The sequence below is a fragment of the Lysinibacillus parviboronicapiens genome (genome assembly GCF_003049605.2).
Taxonomy (GTDB): domain Bacteria; phylum Bacillota; class Bacilli; order Bacillales_A; family Planococcaceae; genus Lysinibacillus; species Lysinibacillus parviboronicapiens.
Genome location: NZ_CP073713.1, coordinates 629,916 through 647,940 on the forward strand (window position 1 = coordinate 629,916; position 18,025 = coordinate 647,940).

Consider the following 18,025-nt stretch of genomic DNA (forward strand, 5'->3'; position numbering starts at 1 on the left):
AATTATATACGTACATATTTCAAAGGGCTCCATAAAATGAAATATGAGGTCCTTTGAAATATGTACAAGTATGCTGTAATAAATTTCTTGAATTTTGGTTTTTTGTTTATAAAACTATGGGTATGTATTAGAAATTGAAGCAGTTGTTTCGGGTTATTGGTCATTCACAAAAAAAAAAATAATGCGTACAATAAATAAATAGCAAAATATCAACAAATGCCTTAAAATAGTGATTTTGATGCTTGAACGAGCGTGTGAAAAGTTGTACTATAGAGTTGTTTGTTTACTGAATATGACATTATACATCTTTTTTTTAAATAAATATTCGATAGGTTAAGAGATTGAATTCGGAGGGACGTAGGGTGGAAAAAATTATAGTGACTGGCGGCCAAAAGCTACAGGGAAAAGTTCGTGTAGAGGGCGCAAAAAATGCAGTGTTACCAATCCTAGCAGCAGCTTTACTTGCTTCTAAAGGAGAAAATGTAATTAAAGAAGTCCCTAACTTAGCAGATGTCTATACAATTAACGAAGTATTAAAAAGCCTAAATGCTGATGTTACATATATACCTGAAGAAAATACTGTATATATTGATACAACGAAAGAACTATCTAGTGAAGCTCAGTTTGAATATGTAAGTAAAATGCGTGCTTCAATTTTAGTCATGGGTTCTTTACTTGCTCGAAATGGTTTTGCACGAGTTGCTTTACCGGGAGGTTGTGCAATCGGTTCTCGTCCAATTGAATTACATTTAAAAGGTTTTGAAGCAATGGGCGCAAAGATTTCTTTTGGGCACGGTTATGTAGAAGCGAAGACTGAGGGGCGTTTAAAGGGAGCAAATGTATATTTGGACTTCCCTAGTGTTGGAGCGACAGAAAACATTATGACTGCAGCTTCTTTAGCAGTTGGTACGACAGTGATTGAAAATGCTGCAAAAGAGCCTGAAATTGTAGATCTTGCGAACTTCATAAATAGTATGGGTGGTCGTGTCATCGGTGCAGGTACGAATACAATTCGTATTGAAGGTGTCGATACATTATATGGAACAGAACATCATATTATTCCTGACCGTATTGAGGCAGGTACATTTATGGTTGCAGCTGCAATTACTAAGGGTGATGTGACGATTGAAAACGCTGAACCCGAGCATATGACGGCATTAATTGCAAAAATGCGTGAAATGGGTGTAGAAATTATAGAGCTAGATGAAGGGATACGCGTACGTGTACCGAATGCTTTAAAAGCGGTAGATATTAAAACTATGCCACATCCGGGCTTCCCGACAGACATGCAATCACAAATGATGGCGTTAATGTTAACAGCAGAAGGTACGAGTATTATTACAGAAACAGTGTTTGAAAATCGCTTCATGCATGTTGAAGAGTTTCGTCGCATGAATGCTGGTGCTAAAATTGAAGGACGTTCTGTGTTTATCGAAGGGCCTGTAAACCTTCAGGGGGCTGAAGTGATGGCTACAGATTTACGAGCAGCGGCTGCACTAATTTTAGCGGGCCTTGTATCTGAGGGAGTTACGCGTGTTACAAAGCTTCATCACTTAGACCGAGGCTACGTAGATTTCCATGGCAAGCTAGCGTCACTTGGTGCAGATATTGAGCGTGTCGCAACAATGGAAGTTGTTGCAAATGAAAAATCAACAATTCATATTCCAGCCAATTAAATACAATGAAGAACCTTTTGCTAACATGGGGAGCAAAAGGTTTTTTAATGTTGTAAACTAAAATGTTCAAAATTTGTATGAAAACGTGCAGGGACAGGCTGTAAGCTCATTAATGATTGAGGGCATGATAGCATTTCCATTTCCTTGCTCACATAAAGAGATAAAATCTAGCATATTATTCCTTATGAAAAAATGGATAATGAGTATAGCAGTTATTTGTTTAATTGGTGCATTATATATGTTGCCAGTGGCATTAAGTGAGAGAAAAGTGGACAATAGTCCTCAGCTAAAGACGGAGCAAGCTTGTGAAATCTATATAGAAGTGGAGGGACAGAAGGAAAAAATCCCTTTAGAAACATATATCACAGGAGTTGTAGCAGCAGAAATGCCTGTTTCGTTTAAAAAAGAGGCATTAAAAGCACAGGCAATTGCGGCAAGGACATATGCGTTAAAAACGACAAATTACGGCAAAGAAACAATCGCGCCAACTGTTGCTAGACAAGTTTTCTATGATGAGGATCAAAGAAAAGCCAATTGGACTAGCAATTTCCTGGGAAATGAAAAGAAAATTGTCGAAGCGATTACAGAAACGAAAGGACAAGTTCTTCTTTATAATAATGAATTAATCACGGCAATGTTTCATTCTACAAGTAATGGTAAAACGGAGAGTGCCTATGGTTATAGCGGCAATGACATTCCGTATTTGCAAAGTGTTGCAAGTAATTCCGATCAATCATCCCCAAAATTTACGGCAATGGAAGAATGGACATTAGCTGAGTGGAATGCTTTATGGCCAATTAAATGGCAAGCAGCTGATTTTAGTCGCTTTCAGCTGTTTTTCAATGACTCAGGGCGTGTTGAACGATTGCAATTAGGTAATAATGTATGGACAGGGCGCGAGGTGCGAACGCTATTAAATTTGCCATCTACTGACTTTACTATTTCATTTAATAAGGATACAGGCAAAGTAGGTGTAACAACCCAAGGATATGGCCATGGCGTAGGGATGAGCCAATATGGTGCAGAGGCGATGGCGAGCGAAGGAAAAAGCGCTGCAGAAATTTTACACTATTATTATCAACAAATTGAGATAAAAACAATAGATGCATGTTTAAAATAACTTCTAGTTGTTCACACTGCAACTAGAGGTGATGAAAATGAGAGAGGATAAAAATAGTAAAACTTCTCAAAAAGAACAGTTACAAAAGAAACCATGGTTTTGGCCAGCAGTGTATGCGGGCGGCGCTCTAATGCTAGCAGGTATGTTATTTGGTTACAATAGTCTCGTATCAAAAGTAGAAGAGGCTCCGTTACCAGATTTAGCACAAGTGGATCCAGGTCCAGTAGTTGAAACCAATGCACGTACTGAAAACATGAAGTATCCATTCAAGGAAACGAATCTTAGTAAAGTACAAGTTTCACAGGAATTTTATGAGCTAGAGGCCAATGAAGAGTCACGTGAGAATGCTTTAATGGTATTTAATCAAACGTTCACAACTTCTTCGGGAATTTCCCTTTCTATGAATGGAGAAGAATTTGAAGTAGTTGCTGCTATGAGTGGTAAAGTACTAGAGGTAAAACTAGATGCATTCACAGGCAATAAAATTGTACTAGAGCATGCGAATGGTATGCAAACGCACTATAGTTCTGTGAAGGACATTGCAGTGAAGGAAGGCGACGAGGTGACACAAGGTCAGGCACTAGGAAAAGCAACTGACAATGAGTGGAATCAAGCAGCTGGCGTTCATATGCATTTTGAAGTGCTAGAAAACGGAAAATATATTAATCCAAAGAAATTACTAGCGTTTTAAAAAACTACATTCGCGCCCGTTCGTTGCTGTCATAGCGCTTTCGCATTGACAAAATATCTGCACGCAAAAAGCGCTGACCTAAAAAAAGCCACGAACTGTGGCTTTTTCGGCGTGAGCACGTAATTTCTAGAGGAATTTGTTTATTGGTGCAAGACAGTGAGCTATGTCAATCATGCGACAATTACTTCATGCATAGCATCGTGGTGGCATCAATCCTTAAATATTAGCGCGAACAATCAGATTTTAATAAAAAAGTTTGCATATTAACAGAAAGTGTAAATCGTGTTCTGAATAGCTTTGTCCTTACATAAGGTGAAGAAATGCGCAGACGTGCATCTGATGCCAAAGCCATTTTGTGAAATTGTGTGGAAAGGACGAAGAACGTGCACGAGCACATTCGGAAGCGCTGCATTCGCCTCGGTGAATTATTGATTGAGACGCGTGAAACTGTGCGTGTCCTCGCGAAAATGACAGGTTATTCAAAAAGTACGGTGCACAAAGATTTAACAGAGCGATTACCTACAATTCATGAAGGATTAGCTGAGCAAGTGAAGGAAATTCTCGCCTACCATAAGGCCGTACGTCACATTCGTGGAGGAGAGGCAACGAAAAACAAGTGGAAAGAAAGAGCGAGTCAAGAGTGATTCGTTCTTTTTTTGTACTATTTTACGTCAATCTATTTAATTGAAGTAAAACATACATATTGACTAAATTTAGGTGAAATTACCAGTAGGTTATGATAAAATATTCTAGATAAACAGATAAAAATGAACGTTATGTAGTTGGAACTGGCGGGAAGGAGAAATTATAAAATGTTTTCGAAAGATATTGGCATTGACTTAGGAACTGCGAACGTATTGATCCACGTAAAAGGGAAGGGAATCGTCCTGAACGAACCATCTGTGGTGGCGATTGATAAAAAGACAAATAAGGTATTAGCGGTAGGGGAAGAAGCTCGCCAAATGGTAGGGCGCACGCCAGGAAATATAACTGCAATTCGTCCATTACGAGATGGCGTAATTGCAGATTTTGATGTTACAGAAGCAATGCTAAGACACTTCATCAATAAATTAAATTTAAAGGGTTTTTTAACAAAGCCACGTATACTAATCTGCTGTCCAACAAATATTACGAGTGTTGAACAAAAGGCTATTCGTGAAGCTGCTGAAAAATCAGGCGGTAAAAAAGTATATTTAGAAGAAGAACCAAAAGTTGCAGCTATAGGTGCAGGCATGGATATTTTCCAACCAAGTGGTAATATGGTCGTTGATATTGGTGGTGGGACAACAGATATCGCAGTCCTATCAATGGGGGATATTGTAACGAGTGAATCTATCAAGGTTGCTGGTGATGTTTTTGATAACGATATTTTGCAGTACATTAAAAAAGAATATAAACTGCTGATTGGTGAACGAACAGCAGAGGCTATTAAAATGACGATTGGTACAGTATTTAAAGGTGGTCGCAGTGACTCTATGGATATTCGTGGTCGTGACATGGTGACAGGCTTGCCTCGCACTATTACTATTCATTCAGAGGAAATTGAACGTGCATTACATGAATCGGTAGCGATGATTGTACAATCGGCAAAAAATGTATTAGAAAAAACACCACCCGAGTTATCGGCGGACATTATTGACCGTGGTGTTATAATTACTGGTGGTGGTGCTTTGCTACACGGCATGGACCAGCTATTAATAGAAGAGTTAAAGGTTCCTGTTTTCATTGCAGAACATCCAATGGATTGTGTTGCAATTGGTACAGGCATTATGCTTGAAAATATTGACCGAGTACCTGCTTCCTTATAATAATAGAATGAGGTGATTCCTTTGTTTAAAGGGTTTTATACAGTAGCAACAGGGATGATTACACAACAAAGAAGAACAGAATTATTAACGAATAACTTATCCAATGCTAATACTCCTGGATTTAAAGCTGACCAATCGACAATTCGTTCATTTCCGGACATGCTTATGTCAAGTGTGGGCAAAACGAATGCACCTGCTAATCAGCAAGCTGGTTCGCAATATATGAGTCAAGTTGGCGCATTGAATACAGGAATATATATGCAGGAAACATTGCCAAATTACATACAAGGCCAAATTTATAGCACAGATTTACCGACAGATATGGCCTTAATCGATGAATACTTACCACAAAATGAAGATGGTGTTAGTGGATCTATTTTCTTTCGTTTAGCTCATCCAGAAGGCGGAGAAGCATATACACGTAACGGAAATTTCACTTTAGATGGTCAAGGTTATTTAGTAAATTCCCAAGGACTATATGTGCTATCTGATGCAGGTCAGCGCATCCAACTACAAAATGACGATTTCCGCTTAGACCAAGACGGGGCCATTTATGTAGACAATCAACAAGTAGCACGTGTTGGTGTATCTTTTGCAGCAAATCCGAACATGCTACAAAAACAAGATAACGGTTTAATTCGTACACAAGATGGTGAAAATTTACCGACTGCTTATGGTGTGAATGGTGTATCCTTTACACTACGTCAAAATTTCCTTGAAGGTTCGAACGTTGATTCTGGTCGCACAATGACAGATTTAATGACAGCATACCGCGCGTTTGAAGCCAATCAAAAAGTGTTACAGGCATATGATCGCAGTATGGAAAAGGCTGTCAATGAAATCGGAAAAGTATAACAAGCGAACTGGAGGCATTATCACATGTTACGTACAATGATTACCGCAACAAATACAATGGGTCAATTGCAAAATAAATTAGATACAATTAGTAATAATATTGCTAACAGTAATACACATGGCTATAAAACGCAGGAATCTACTTTCAATGAATTACTCTATCAGCAATTCAATAATGATAAGGAAGATCGTGCTGAGCGACAATCGCCAGTTGGTATCCGCTATGGTGTTGGGGCTATGCTTGGCCAAATTCAAACGAATCATAAACAGGGTTCATTACAAACAACAAATCGCGACCTTGATTTTGCTTTTACAAAATCAAAGCAATATTTTAATATTTTGATGCCAGATGGTGAAAATGGGTCGAAAACAGTGTATACTCGTCAGGGTGACTTTTATTTATCACCATTAAACAATGGCACGGCAATGGTTGTAAATGCTGATGGCTATCCACTTTCAGATGCATCAGGTCAAGCGATTACATTACCAGATAATGTGAGTAGCTTTGCTATCAGCAATGGAGGCGTGTTGGAGGCAACTGATGCGAATGGTAATATTATTCGTACAGATTTAGCAGTAACAGAACTCCAAAAGCCACAATTAATGGAGCATATTTCTGGCACATATATCGGTTTACCGAATAACTTAGCTGAGTTGGGGTATACGCAGGCCGAAGTATTGACAGAATTACAGGGAGCAAATCGTCAGCAAATCGGCATGCAAAGTGGTATGCTTGAAATGTCGAATGTAAATTTATCAAAAGAAATGACAGATTTAATCCAAACGCAGCGCTCGTATCAATTTAATGCCAGAGCCGTAACATTAGCAGACCAAATGCTAGGACTAATTAATGGTATTCGATAGGTTACCTATTTTAAATGCTTAGCTAGAAATGAAGGAGTACAATCTATGACAAACGATTCACGTCGCCGTTCTGTGCCGACAAAAGAAACCGAAACGCCACCAGAAGAGAAGGAACGACGCTCAAATGGAGAGCAACGAGAGGTTCGATGGGTGCAAATACGACTGATTCCGATTTGGTTACGTGTTGTACTTGTTGTTGTTTTAATCGTAATTGCGGCTATCCTAGGTGCAATGGTAGGCTACAGTGTAATAGGTGAAGGTAAAGCAATGGATGTTTTTAAACCAGAAACATGGCAGCATATATTTGACATAATGAATGGTAAAGAATAATAATATTCTTTACCATCCTTTGCGTTATACATAAATACATATTTCGAGGGGGAAAAGAAATGTTAACAGCAGAACAAATTCAAGCAATTTTACCGCATCGTTATCCTTTTTTATTTGTAGATCGTATTGTGGAACTAGAGGAAGGTAAACGTGCAGTAGGCTTAAAAAATGTATCTATTAACGAAGACTTCTTTAATGGACATTTTCCAGGTTACCCAGTAATGCCAGGCGTATTAATCGTAGAAGCATTAGCGCAAGTCGGTGGGGTCGCGTTATTAAATGCAGAGCAATTTAAAGGACGTTTAGCCTTTTTAACTGGTGTCGACAACTGCCGATTTAAACGTCAAGTAGTGCCAGGAGATCAACTTCGTTTGGAAGTGGAATTCGTCAAACTTCGCGGTGCAATGGGCAAAGGACACGGTATTGCCACTGTAGATGGTGAGCTTGTATGTGAGGCAGATATTTTATTTGCGATTGGACCTGAACAGCCAAAACAGGCTTAATTTGCAATTATAGGCTGAAAGTTATAAAATAAAATGAAGTTGAATAATTTTTTTATAAATGATTTATGTTCTGAGAGCACAATGGCAAATATGCGATTGTGATTTGAAATACATGTAATTAGAGGTTTTTTAAAACGTAGGAGGATTATATAGATGTATAAGGAATTGTCTTCAGGTGTTAAAATTAGCATTACGCGTTCGATTTCAACATCTTTCGAATCATACCTGGCAAGTATTGGTTGGGATGAAGAGCGCTTTTCTATGGAAGACTTCATTGCTAGCTGGCAGTCTTATTTTCAGGAAAATGCGGCATGGATCGACAAAATCCCAGCAGATGTTTTGATGAGTACTGAATTCCATGAAGAAATGGCTCAAAAAATCGATGAGGTAATTGCCAAAATTTTAAATGAAGAACCAACAGCTAAGCAGGTCGAAACAATTGAGGCTTTGCAAAAAGAGCTAGGTACGAGCTATACATATAACTGTAAAGCAGAAGCAGCTTATATCGAACAGTTGTTAAAAGAAAAACAAAAATAGTTTGTACTAAAATCGGATAGTAACCTTCTTTCCCGGGCAATCTATGTAGGATCACAAATGCACAAGTTGTATTTGCTGACATAGTATCTAACGGAGAAAGGAGGTTTTTTTATGTGGAAAATGTCATTTTTCACCATAATGCTTGCTACTGTATTCCTTGGAGGGTGTAACTGGGGAAACAATGCAACTGAAGAGACTCCCATGGAAGATGTAGGGAACGACATTCGAAGAGGCGTTAATGATGTTGAGAATGCAGTAGACCCAGATCATCCAAATGATGTCTATAATGACCGCGATGTTAATGGTGTCGACCGTGGCACAGTTAACGATAATAATGTAATTCCAGAAGCAACAACACCTGGTTCTAATGCAGATGTAAATAGTTCAAATGGCTATGACAATGTGCCAAATGCGAACGGTGTTGAAAGAAATGACAATATGAACGGTACAAATGGCGCCAATAATAAAGACGTTATTGACGACAATGTTGACGTTCGAGACCGTGACAATAACAGATAATTACTAAAAAAGTGATTCCCATTATACGGAATCACTTTTTTTATGGAAGGAAAAGCCGATGACGATGATTTACTACATTGGTAAGTATGAAATTATGGAAGAATAAAAAGATTTGTTCCTATTTCATCGATTATACCGCATCAGTGCGGCGCAGTCGTTCTACTTAATAGAGAACATAAAAGTAACGATACGTAAAAACTACGCATCGTTACAAAGGTGTATTAGTCATTTTTAAGTTTTGGCCTTTCTTTCATACCATGTGCGAAGCGGTCCAGTAAATCTTCTGATGAAACTCCTTCAGCAAGAAGTTCTGCAAGCAATTGCTCAGCATATTTTGAACGTTTTATCTTTAATGTCCCTTTTAAAAGCACGGAGATATGGTTACCAATCTCCTGTACGGCATGTACTGCTACACGGAAAGGTGCAGGCTCATTATCGGGAGACGAAATAACTGCACGTACGTTGAAAACGGCAGAATCCGCTAATAATTCATCAAAAACTGAGCGGAATTGTCGATCCATAAACAGTTCAAGAATCCAAGATTGATGGCTGTTTTCCTGGTTAATAATAATGCCATCGACTAAAGGAAATGGTTGTATGCCATCTTTGCTAACAAGATCAAAGGAAAGCATTTTAAATGTCTTCATTATGTATCCTCCTAAGTCGGTCATTCCTTTTAGTATAACATAATCGATTAAGCATGGTGTAATTGAGGCTGTCATTGGCCTCTATACACCCAATTTCTAAAATCGAAAAAAATGCGAAATTTAATTTATTTGAAATTGACGCTACATACTTCGGGTATCTACGTTTGACTAAACAACAGAAGCAAAGAAGAAGAATAAATTTATATAATAATGCCAATTTATGCTTAAAAATCACTATAAATAACAAAAATCGATTTTTGCCAATAGGTGAAGCGCTCATGTAAGATAAGAGCAATTAAAAACAAAGGAGGTGAATCAATGAATCAGGTCGGACTAGTTGGAAGATTAACAAAGGATCCTGTATTACGACAATTATCTGGAAATCGTGTGCAAACACACTTTTCACTTGCCATTAGCCGCAATTATAAAAATAGTCGTGGGGAAGTGGAGGCTGACTTTATTCTTTGCACAGTATGGGGAAAACTGGCAGAGCACATCGTTAAATATTGCGGAAAAGGTTCATTAATTGGTACAAATGGCCGTATTCAGTCAAGATCATTTATAAATGAAGAAAGCTCAAAGATTTATATTACAGAAGTTGTCGTAGATGATGTCCGATTTTATAAGCTCAAGCCACGAGATAGTGATGAGGCAATTTTTCCGCCTCAAACATCCAATGAGCAAAGCAGCTTAAAAGATTTTGTATTGCCAGAAGAAGAAGAGCAGTTACCAGTAGTATAACCGAATTACGTTACATACGGAGCAAGTTTGAACATTATCTGATCCGCCATTCTCCTATAGCACTTGCACCGTAATCATTTAATTGAAAGGACGGATGTGTACTTAAATAACAGTATCATTGTTGAAGACCGCACAACAATGAGCATTTCACACACAACTAAATATGAAATTGAAGTAAGTAGGAAAATAGTAAAAACATTGTTCACTGATATTTGCAAACTAAAAGAGCGCCAAGAACATTGTGCTCTTGGCGCGTATTATTTACGTTGAAATATTATAATCCAGTGTCATCAAATCACGAAGTTCATGATCTGCCAGTTCCGTTAACCACTGGCTAGATTGAATGAGTTCTTCCGATAATGCAGATTTCTGCGCCAGCATTTTGTCAATTTTTTCTTCGATAGTACCGATTGTGACAAACTTATGCACTTGCACAAATTGTGTTTGCCCAATACGATAAGCGCGGTCTGTGGCTTGATTTTCAACCGCAGGATTCCACCAGCGATCGGCATGCAATACATGGTTGGCAGCTGTTAAATTTAGCCCTGTGCCTCCTGCCTTTAAGGAAAGGATGAAGATAGGGAATTGTCCTGCCTGAAAAGCCTCCACCAATCGGTCACGTTGTTGCTTTGGCATAGCACCTGTTAAAAACGGAGCATCAACATTATGCAATTCACTGAAGCAATGCTGTAGCAATTGCCCCATACCAATATACTGCGTGAAAATGAGGCATTGCTCGCCATTGTCCACGATTTCCGCCGCCATTTGTACGATACGTTCTAATTTAGTAGAACGTGTTAGCATCGTAGTGGCATCCTCGAACGGTTCCTTTAAATAGAGGGCAGGATGATTACATAATTGTTTCAATTTACTGAGCATTTTTAAGACACGGCCTTTTTTCTGAAAGCCTGTTAATTTCTCTAGCTGATCAAGCGTCTCTAAAATATAGCCTTCATAAAGAGATGCTTGCTCAGTTGTTAATGGGCAGTAAGCGTGGGATTCTTGCTTATCCGGTAAATTAAGCTGTAAATTAGGATCACGTTTTGTTCGGCGTAGTAAAAATGGTTGTATTTTCGCACGAAGCTTTTGTTTATGTGGCTCAGACTCATCGCGTTCAATTGGTAAAATAAAATCCTCATTAAAGCGACCGAAGCTACCTAAATAACCTTTATGGATAAAATCAAATATAGCCCACAGCTCTGATAAGCGGTTTTCAACAGGTGTACCTGTCAGTGCAATATGGTGTTTACCGTGTAATTTACGAATGGACCGAGATTGTAACGTCTGCATATTTTTAATATTCTGTGCCTCATCGAGTACAACTGCTGTCCAGTCAATTTCCTGTAAAAATTCAGTATCTTGAGACACAGTACCATAGGTAGATAAAATAACATGCGGCTTCTCTTGCTCAACAAGTTGTACAAAAGTATCTTCCTTCGCTCGATTTGCTTGATAATGCGTATGCACAATTAAGGATGGCGCGAAACGGGCAAGTTCCTTTTGCCAGTTGCCGAGTACCGATGTTGGACAAATAATAATGGATGGCATAGGTGAATCTATCGTTTCATTAACATGCAGCAGGTATGAAATAAGCTGAACGGTTTTACCAAGACCCATATCGTCAGCTAAACAAGCGCCGAAACCTTGTTCACGCATAAAAATAAGCCATTCAAAGCCTTCTTGCTGATAAGGGCGTAGCTCTGCTTGCAGTGAAACTGGCAGTGGAACAGATGGCAAACCTTTTTTCTCTTGTAGCTGTTCCATATAGGATTTCAGAGATTGCTGCAATTCAAAAGCAAAGAGAGGATCATCTCGTAACGCATCATCAGCATCCTCCTCTTCTAGTGGGAGCGATAAATCCTCTGGTAACTCACGGAATAGTAACTCGCGAACAGTCCAGCTCTCATCTTCAGCTTGTTGCATCAATTCGCGCATTTCCTGCATCCAATTAGCATCTACACGAAACCATTCTGTACCAATGCGTATAAACTCACGTTTTTCATCTACCAGTTTTTTAAATTGCTCAGGAGAAATTGACTCACCGTTCATCGAGAACTGCCATTTAAATGTTAATATATCATCTAATCCAGCCACCTTTTTAGTGGATACATTACCAGTACTTACACGCACACGCATTTTTGATTGTTTTAAATCCTTTAGCCAAGCAGGTAGTACAACATCAAAGCCAAGTGCCTGTATCCTAGCTAAATCTTCACGTAAAAAAGTGCGAACCTCTAAATCTTCAAGGGTCTCATGTATAAAAATATCGCTTCGTATATCGTCAATTGACAGGAGTTCCACGATTTGTGTTTGTTGCTGTACAATATCATGCGCAAATTCCTGCCACTTTGTCGGTAACGCATCTACGATTGGTAGTGATTGCTTGCGAATAGCAGGTGTCCAATAATTTTTTGTCGTAGCCGTGCTAAGGACTGTTTCTAACAACCATACGTCGGAGTCTTCCTCAGGCTCACTTAAACGGAGTGACGCCATAACAGTGCCTGTCTGACGGTCCTGCTCAATTGGCCAGCCTCCGCGCATGAAGAATGGTAATAACTTTGGTAAATCTGATAACAATAATCCTGCATGCATAAGCTTTTGCTGTACTGCTGTTTCAAGTAGGTGCGTATCAACCCCGTCTATAGGAAATGACAGAGAAGAAAAATCATCAGCAATACTGGCGTGCTCCCACAGTGTAGATTCTTGCCAGTACACTTGCAATGCAGACACTTTTTCTAATAATGAGTGACTCTCTTCATTTATCCCATGCCATTCAATAAAGGGATGCTGATAGCGAGTAGAAAAGATATCGAGTAGCTCTGCGGTAGAAACCTCGAGGGAAAGATCTGTATGATTGGCCAGTAAGCCATAGACATTTGTTTCATAGTTATAAAACAATGCAGAAACAAGTGAGCTTGCTTCCATTGCTACACCACCAGCAGTAAAGCCCTGTAACGCAAAGTAACCATCCTGAGTTGTCTCAATACGGAGCTGTATTTTTTTCATAAACGGAGAGGTAGCATTTAAAGTCATTATACTAAGTTTCCTTTCTCAATCTCTTCCTGTAATGCACGCAGTCGTTTAAACTCTGCACGTATTGTTTGCATATAGGTTTCAAAATAACCAGCTTTGCCGGCACGTTTTGCAGCACTTCGCATACTTTTCCAGATACGAACCGCCTGTTTATAATTCATACGTGATTTTTGGGTAATCTCTGCCATTGCATACACATGATATAGAGGTAGTACAGTCGCCGGAGCTACCTGTAGCACATCTTTTAATCCGCACATTTCTAAATAAGAAAGGGAAGAAAGGTTTAATTGATGCAAGGCTGCCCATTCACGATAACGCTCTTTTTTAATAAGGAAGAACGAAAATGGCTGAAGACCATATACACCAAAGGCACTGTATAGTGAAGTCTCTTCTTCGTCAGTCAGTTGGATGTCTTCGTATAATAATTGAAACTGGCGTACATATTGGTCTCGTTGTACAACTGGCACAGTGTCCTGTAAAAAACCTTCTGCAAAGGGTAGCATCGCACGTAAGATGGCTGCTTGTGCAAGTGGCTCTCCAGCACGCTTTGCGAAAGTAGCAAGTTCAAATAAGTCGTTCATGTTCTCTAGGTTAACATGTGCAATGTTTTTTTCTAATAGCTGTTCTTTTTGTAAAAGGACGTAAAACAGGAGCTTCAACGATTGTAAAGATATCTCAGACGAAGTATGTCCAAGTTCGTTGAGAAGTGCTAGTTCTTGTTCACGTCGAGGCTTCTCATAAAAAAGCACAGCCCATAGCAGCATGTAGATTTGTAGTCGACTGGCAAATAATTCGCGCCGTTCTAATAAAAAGTCCCGTACAATTTGTTGGAGCGCATCATAAAAAGGATCCGTCGCAAAAAGGCGTGAGCGTCCATTAAGCTCCGTCATTGTACTTTCAAAAGATTGAATACTTTGATCAATAAAATATTTCATATAGGGTGAATCAAGTGAATGACCTGGTGTTTCATTTAAATGACGCCATATTGTATTGAAGATTGTCAACTCCATAAAAAGTTTATAAAGTGGCTGCCATTCACGTTCAAAGGGCATATGCTTGCGAAGACGCTCCAGTGCATCTGTGCGAATAGCAGATAGAGCATAGCCATCGAGTATACGACCAGGTGGCAATATCCGTTTCATTACCTCATTGGCCATTAATTGCCAACTTTCTGGACTACGTTCATCGGCAAGCGTTTTTAACTGTACGGATTTTTGTGCGCGCCAAGCACTTGACCAATTCTGCACGGAATCAAAGTACTGATAAAGTGCAAGTAATGCACCAAGCTGATGGCGACACCATTTTAGCTGGGGGCAATTACAGAATAATGTTTCGTGTACAAAATCAATTTCTACGGAAGCGGGTCTGACATCCTGTACACTTGCATATAATATAGAACTTGCGCTATTAAAACGTTCAAATGCAATAGATTTATTACGTACTGAAAAAACTGCGCGACGCACAAGCTCCTCATCTTCGGTTGAGGAAGGATGTAAATCCTGCTCAGCCTCTTTTAATTTTGCAAGTACAAATTGCTGATGTTCCTTAGCTAGTTGCGAAATAGACAAAGCCATAACTCCACTCCTCTCAATTAAATCTGTTGCTCGTTAAAGTTTTATTTTAGATGATTTTTCATTGTCACTGTTTATCAGGTAAAAAAGACTGTCCTCCCATTATACGATTAAATTGGGGACATGATAAGCTGAATGATTATAAAGAAAAAATTTGAAGTAAAGAATAGTTAACAAGTGGATTTATTTATGTTAAAATCTGAATAATCAGATAATTTAGGAGGGGATGAAAGATGATGCAAGTTCAATACATGAAGCCATTTTACACAAAAATTACTGGAGATAAATTGCGTCTCGTATTTGCTTATCAATATTTCTCTATTTTAAAAGAGAATGAGATTTTCCATTTCATACCCATCGAAGGAAAAGAAATGATCATCAACTTGCATACACAACAAATCGAAAATTTATCTGAGGTATTCGTTTTCCAAAAAGGAAATCGATTCATTCGTTTACCACTCTATCAATTATTACTCATTACTAATGTACATGAGCATCTAGCACCTATCCTTGAAAGCGCTACACCGAAACCGCAAATACCCCTTGTTTCTTCTGTAACAGTGGGTGAGATGGAGCAACTAATAATCGAAATAGAGCAAAAAAACTTTGATTATTTAATCGATATGGCACTGTTAGATCACAATGAGGATCTCTTTTATAAACTACTACAACAAAAGAGCAATCAACTCGGAGGTTTCAAACCTTGAATACTTGGCACATGAAATGAGCACCCACTTTCATTGAAAAGAAATGGGTGTTTTTATATTTCTTTTATAGAACTAAGTCAATCGACACTAAAAGAATGATGACACACTTAACAGAAATTACCTTAGACCGATATTAATACAAAGACAATTCATGGAGGTGGTAAAGTAATGCTTGGCAAGTGGTCAGCTACAGGAATGTCGATACTAAGCAATATGAACCAACATTACAATGCAATGAGCAAATCGATGTTGCGTATTTCCTCAGGATACCGCATAAATAGTGCAGCTGATGATCCAGCGGGATTAGCAATTTCTGAAAAGATGCGCGCGCAAATTCGAGGATTGAATATGGCGTCGAAAAATATTCAGGATGGTATTTCACTTGTACAAACGGCAGAAGGCGCACTGAATGAAACCCATGCCATGGTTCAGCGCATGCGTGAGCTAGCAGTCCAGGCCGCTAATGATACATTGACGGATAGTGATCGTCAGCAGCTTGATTTGGAATTTAAGGAATTAAAAAAGGAAATACAACGTCTCTCTAAAGATACCGAGTTTAATACAAAGACATTACTAAATGGTGACTACACAACGAACGGCATTAAAATTCAGGCAGGTGCGAATGCTGGCCAAAATATTGAGTTGCATATTAATGATATGGGAGCAGGAGCGCTTGGTTTGGATGGGACAACCTCTATTGCTACGCGAGAAGACGCGGACAAGGCTATTGCTACGTTGGATGAATCTTTAAAGCGAGTATCCAACGAGCGTTCACGGCTAGGTGCCTACCAAAATCGACTTGAGCATGCCTATAATGCGAACATGAACACGGCCGAAAATTTAACAGCAGCTGAGTCACGTATTCGTGATGCAGATATTGCAAAAGAAATGATGAGCATGGTAAAAGCACAAATTTTATTACAGGCAGGTCAATATGTATTGGCGCTTCATATGCAACAGGCGCAATCTATCTTAAAATTGTTAGATAGCGGAAAGATAAGGAATCCCCGGTACTAATGGCGGTTCCTTTTTTCATGGAGAAATCGCCGGTAGTTACTGTGCAATCGCAGGTAAAAATGTGACATCGCTGATAAACCCTGAACAAACGCTGATAAAAGTGCGACATCGCCGGTAAAAGAGGAAACAACGCCGCTAACCCCACAACAATCGCCGGTAAAAGTGCAAATATCACCAGCGGACCCTCGAAATTTGCACACTTACCCTTAGAAAAAGGGGCAAATTTTTAATTTGATGCAAATCATATTTTTTCACACTTTTTCTTGTTATAGTTTGTAGAAAAGGAGTGATGTCTTTGATTGTTAAACCATTTGCGCCGTCACCGCTCACCCTTGGACTGCAAGCGCTTGTAGCTCGATTGCCCTCAACACATTCACAGTATCTAAAATTACAAAAAGAACTGAAAAATAAGGAAGCGGGTGATTTCGGCGAGCAATACATCATGAATGAGCTTCAAAAATTACAACAACTCAGCGATTGCCACATATTCCACAATGTTATGCTTCCCGCTATCCTCCCGATGCAAATCGATATTTTGATTATTACCCCAAGCGGAATCATTATTTTAGAAATTAAAAATATTCGAGGAACCGTACATTTCAAAAGTGACCCTCGTCAGCTTATCCGTTCCACGGAAACAGGAGAGGTTCATACTTTTACACATCCTGAAATTCAGCTTGAGCAGTATATGCAGGCAACGAAGCATTTCTTGGATGCTCATGACATTACTATGCCAATATACGGAGCAATTGTTTTTCCTTTTAATAATGTAGATATTCATCGAGAGGGTGGAGGATCACCAATCATAATGGGGAAAGAGCTGCCGCTGTATATCCATAATCTAAAATCACAGAAACTGTATTTTGCTACAAACGATATAGTACACATCATTTTGTCGCAACTGCGGCATACGAATCCGTTTCCACTTTGCCAGTACTATCATATTGAATCATCTGTTTTGCAAAAGGGGGTTTATTGTGAAAATTGTAGTCAGTTTGGTATGCAGAAATTAAAAGCGACATGGTTTTGTCAGAAGTGTGAACACCAATGTAAAGAGGCACATGTGTCAGCGCTTAGGGATTTTTATATGCTTGTGGGCAATACGATGACGAACAGAGAATGTCGCGACTTTTTGAAAATTGAAAGCCCTCATGTCACAAAACGCATCTTGCAAAAATTAACGCGTAGTGGCCTCGGTAAACATACGAAATACAACTTGGCGAGTCTAAATGGAAATCGCTGATAGCCGCGCGAAAATCGCTTGATAGAAGTGACGAAATCACTGATAGCCGTGCGAAAATCGCTTGATAGAAGTGACGAAATCGCTGATAGCCGCGCGAAATCGCTTGATAGAAGTGACGAAATCGCCGATAGCCGCGCGAAAATCGCTGATAGAAGTAACGAAA

At 39.1% G+C, this 18,025-nt stretch carries 18 protein-coding genes; 15 read left to right on the forward strand and 3 right to left on the reverse strand.

Annotation, left to right across the window (positions count from 1 at the left end):
- The first annotated feature begins 362 nt into the window (after window positions 1-362).
- The 11 genes from murA (at window position 363) to C9J31_RS03170 (ending at window position 8,903) form a co-directional block, all read left to right on the forward strand.
- Window positions 363-1,676, forward strand: a complete 1,314-nt coding sequence (gene murA, locus C9J31_RS03120; RefSeq protein ID WP_107923654.1) for a UDP-N-acetylglucosamine 1-carboxyvinyltransferase — start codon at window positions 363-365, stop codon at window positions 1,674-1,676.
- Window positions 1,677-1,860: 184 nt separating this feature from the next.
- Window positions 1,861-2,796: a stage II sporulation protein D gene (gene spoIID, locus C9J31_RS03125; RefSeq protein WP_107947613.1), complete on the forward strand. Its 936-nt coding sequence runs from the start codon at window positions 1,861-1,863 to the stop codon at window positions 2,794-2,796.
- 37 nt (window positions 2,797-2,833) lie between these two features.
- The gene (locus tag C9J31_RS03130; protein ID WP_054767381.1) at window positions 2,834-3,487 is read left to right on the forward strand and encodes a M23 family metallopeptidase; all 654 of its coding nucleotides are present in this window, start codon (window positions 2,834-2,836) and stop codon (window positions 3,485-3,487) included.
- Window positions 3,488-3,870: 383 nt separating this feature from the next.
- Window positions 3,871-4,131, forward strand: coding sequence for a sporulation transcriptional regulator SpoIIID (locus tag C9J31_RS03135; protein ID WP_010858004.1), 261 nt, complete (start codon window positions 3,871-3,873; stop codon window positions 4,129-4,131).
- Between the two features lie 168 nt (window positions 4,132-4,299).
- Window positions 4,300-5,295 (forward strand): rod shape-determining protein, encoded by a 996-nt coding sequence (gene mreB, locus C9J31_RS03140; RefSeq protein ID WP_107947515.1) that lies wholly within the window; start codon window positions 4,300-4,302, stop codon window positions 5,293-5,295.
- A gap of 21 nt (window positions 5,296-5,316) precedes the next feature.
- A complete protein-coding gene (locus C9J31_RS03145; protein WP_107923651.1) occupies window positions 5,317-6,150 on the forward strand; it encodes a flagellar hook-basal body protein in 834 nt (277 codons plus the stop codon).
- A gap of 24 nt (window positions 6,151-6,174) precedes the next feature.
- Window positions 6,175-7,014 carry a flagellar hook-basal body protein gene (locus tag C9J31_RS03150; protein ID WP_107947513.1) on the forward strand — a complete coding sequence of 280 codons (840 nt, stop codon included), beginning with the start codon at window positions 6,175-6,177 and terminating at the stop codon, window positions 7,012-7,014.
- A 45-nt stretch (window positions 7,015-7,059) separates the two neighbouring features.
- Window positions 7,060-7,344 carry a DNA-directed RNA polymerase subunit beta gene (locus tag C9J31_RS03155; RefSeq protein ID WP_107947511.1) on the forward strand — a complete coding sequence of 95 codons (285 nt, stop codon included), beginning with the start codon at window positions 7,060-7,062 and terminating at the stop codon, window positions 7,342-7,344.
- A 59-nt stretch (window positions 7,345-7,403) separates the two neighbouring features.
- Window positions 7,404-7,847: a 3-hydroxyacyl-ACP dehydratase FabZ gene (gene fabZ / locus C9J31_RS03160; RefSeq protein ID WP_107923649.1), complete on the forward strand. Its 444-nt coding sequence runs from the start codon at window positions 7,404-7,406 to the stop codon at window positions 7,845-7,847.
- 153 nt (window positions 7,848-8,000) lie between these two features.
- Window positions 8,001-8,384, forward strand: coding sequence for a hypothetical protein (locus tag C9J31_RS03165; protein WP_054767383.1), 384 nt, complete (start codon window positions 8,001-8,003; stop codon window positions 8,382-8,384).
- 111 nt (window positions 8,385-8,495) lie between these two features.
- A complete protein-coding gene (locus C9J31_RS03170) occupies window positions 8,496-8,903 on the forward strand; it encodes a hypothetical protein (protein ID WP_107947510.1) in 408 nt (135 codons plus the stop codon).
- Window positions 8,904-9,124: 221 nt separating this feature from the next.
- On the opposite strand, the gene C9J31_RS03175 is transcribed toward C9J31_RS03170, so the two are convergent.
- Window positions 9,125-9,550: a YwpF family protein gene (locus tag C9J31_RS03175; RefSeq protein ID WP_107947508.1), complete on the reverse strand. Its 426-nt coding sequence runs from the start codon at window positions 9,548-9,550 to the stop codon at window positions 9,125-9,127.
- A 318-nt stretch (window positions 9,551-9,868) separates the two neighbouring features.
- Between C9J31_RS03175 and C9J31_RS03180 the strand changes: the two genes are divergently transcribed.
- Entirely contained in the window at window positions 9,869-10,291 is a 423-nt protein-coding gene (locus C9J31_RS03180; RefSeq protein ID WP_054767386.1) for a single-stranded DNA-binding protein, read from the forward strand.
- Between the two features lie 261 nt (window positions 10,292-10,552).
- Here the strand turns inward: C9J31_RS03180 and C9J31_RS03185 are convergent, their stop codons facing one another.
- A complete protein-coding gene (locus C9J31_RS03185; protein WP_107947506.1) occupies window positions 10,553-13,324 on the reverse strand; it encodes a DEAD/DEAH box helicase in 2,772 nt (923 codons plus the stop codon).
- Window positions 13,324-14,898, reverse strand: a complete 1,575-nt coding sequence (locus C9J31_RS03190; RefSeq protein WP_107947504.1) for a hypothetical protein — start codon at window positions 14,896-14,898, stop codon at window positions 13,324-13,326. Before C9J31_RS03190 ends, C9J31_RS03185 begins: the two co-directional genes overlap by 1 nt.
- Before the next feature lie 230 nt (window positions 14,899-15,128).
- Here C9J31_RS03190 and C9J31_RS03195 point away from each other — a divergent pair, with 230 nt between their 5' ends.
- From C9J31_RS03195 to C9J31_RS03205, 3 genes are all read left to right on the forward strand, one after another.
- Window positions 15,129-15,602: a transcriptional regulator gene (locus C9J31_RS03195; RefSeq protein WP_107947503.1), complete on the forward strand. Its 474-nt coding sequence runs from the start codon at window positions 15,129-15,131 to the stop codon at window positions 15,600-15,602.
- A gap of 168 nt (window positions 15,603-15,770) precedes the next feature.
- Window positions 15,771-16,619: a flagellin N-terminal helical domain-containing protein gene (locus C9J31_RS03200; protein ID WP_107947501.1), complete on the forward strand. Its 849-nt coding sequence runs from the start codon at window positions 15,771-15,773 to the stop codon at window positions 16,617-16,619.
- Window positions 16,620-16,914: 295 nt separating this feature from the next.
- Window positions 16,915-17,862: a nuclease-related domain-containing protein gene (locus C9J31_RS03205; protein ID WP_193766975.1), complete on the forward strand. Its 948-nt coding sequence runs from the start codon at window positions 16,915-16,917 to the stop codon at window positions 17,860-17,862.
- Window positions 17,863-18,025: the final 163 nt, after the last annotated feature.

Excerpts from the sequence above, each read along its gene's own strand:
- spoIID (WP_107947613.1), top strand. The coding sequence starts at position 1,861 with ATGAAAAAATGGATAATGAGTATAGCAGTTATTTGTTTAATTGGTGCA.
- C9J31_RS03130 (WP_054767381.1), top strand. The coding sequence starts at position 2,834 with ATGAGAGAGGATAAAAATAGTAAAACTTCTCAAAAAGAACAGTTACAA.
- mreB (WP_107947515.1), top strand. The coding sequence starts at position 4,300 with ATGTTTTCGAAAGATATTGGCATTGACTTAGGAACTGCGAACGTATTG.
- C9J31_RS03150 (WP_107947513.1), top strand. The coding sequence starts at position 6,175 with ATGTTACGTACAATGATTACCGCAACAAATACAATGGGTCAATTGCAA.
- C9J31_RS03155 (WP_107947511.1), top strand. The coding sequence starts at position 7,060 with ATGACAAACGATTCACGTCGCCGTTCTGTGCCGACAAAAGAAACCGAA.
- fabZ (WP_107923649.1), top strand. The coding sequence starts at position 7,404 with ATGTTAACAGCAGAACAAATTCAAGCAATTTTACCGCATCGTTATCCT.
- C9J31_RS03165 (WP_054767383.1), top strand. The coding sequence starts at position 8,001 with ATGTATAAGGAATTGTCTTCAGGTGTTAAAATTAGCATTACGCGTTCG.
- C9J31_RS03170 (WP_107947510.1), top strand. The coding sequence starts at position 8,496 with ATGTGGAAAATGTCATTTTTCACCATAATGCTTGCTACTGTATTCCTT.
- C9J31_RS03175 (WP_107947508.1), bottom strand. The coding sequence starts at position 9,550 with ATGAAGACATTTAAAATGCTTTCCTTTGATCTTGTTAGCAAAGATGGC.
- C9J31_RS03180 (WP_054767386.1), top strand. The coding sequence starts at position 9,869 with ATGAATCAGGTCGGACTAGTTGGAAGATTAACAAAGGATCCTGTATTA.
- C9J31_RS03185 (WP_107947506.1), bottom strand. The coding sequence starts at position 13,324 with ATGACTTTAAATGCTACCTCTCCGTTTATGAAAAAAATACAGCTCCGT.
- C9J31_RS03190 (WP_107947504.1), bottom strand. The coding sequence starts at position 14,898 with ATGGCTTTGTCTATTTCGCAACTAGCTAAGGAACATCAGCAATTTGTA.
- C9J31_RS03195 (WP_107947503.1), top strand. The coding sequence starts at position 15,129 with ATGATGCAAGTTCAATACATGAAGCCATTTTACACAAAAATTACTGGA.
- C9J31_RS03200 (WP_107947501.1), top strand. The coding sequence starts at position 15,771 with ATGCTTGGCAAGTGGTCAGCTACAGGAATGTCGATACTAAGCAATATG.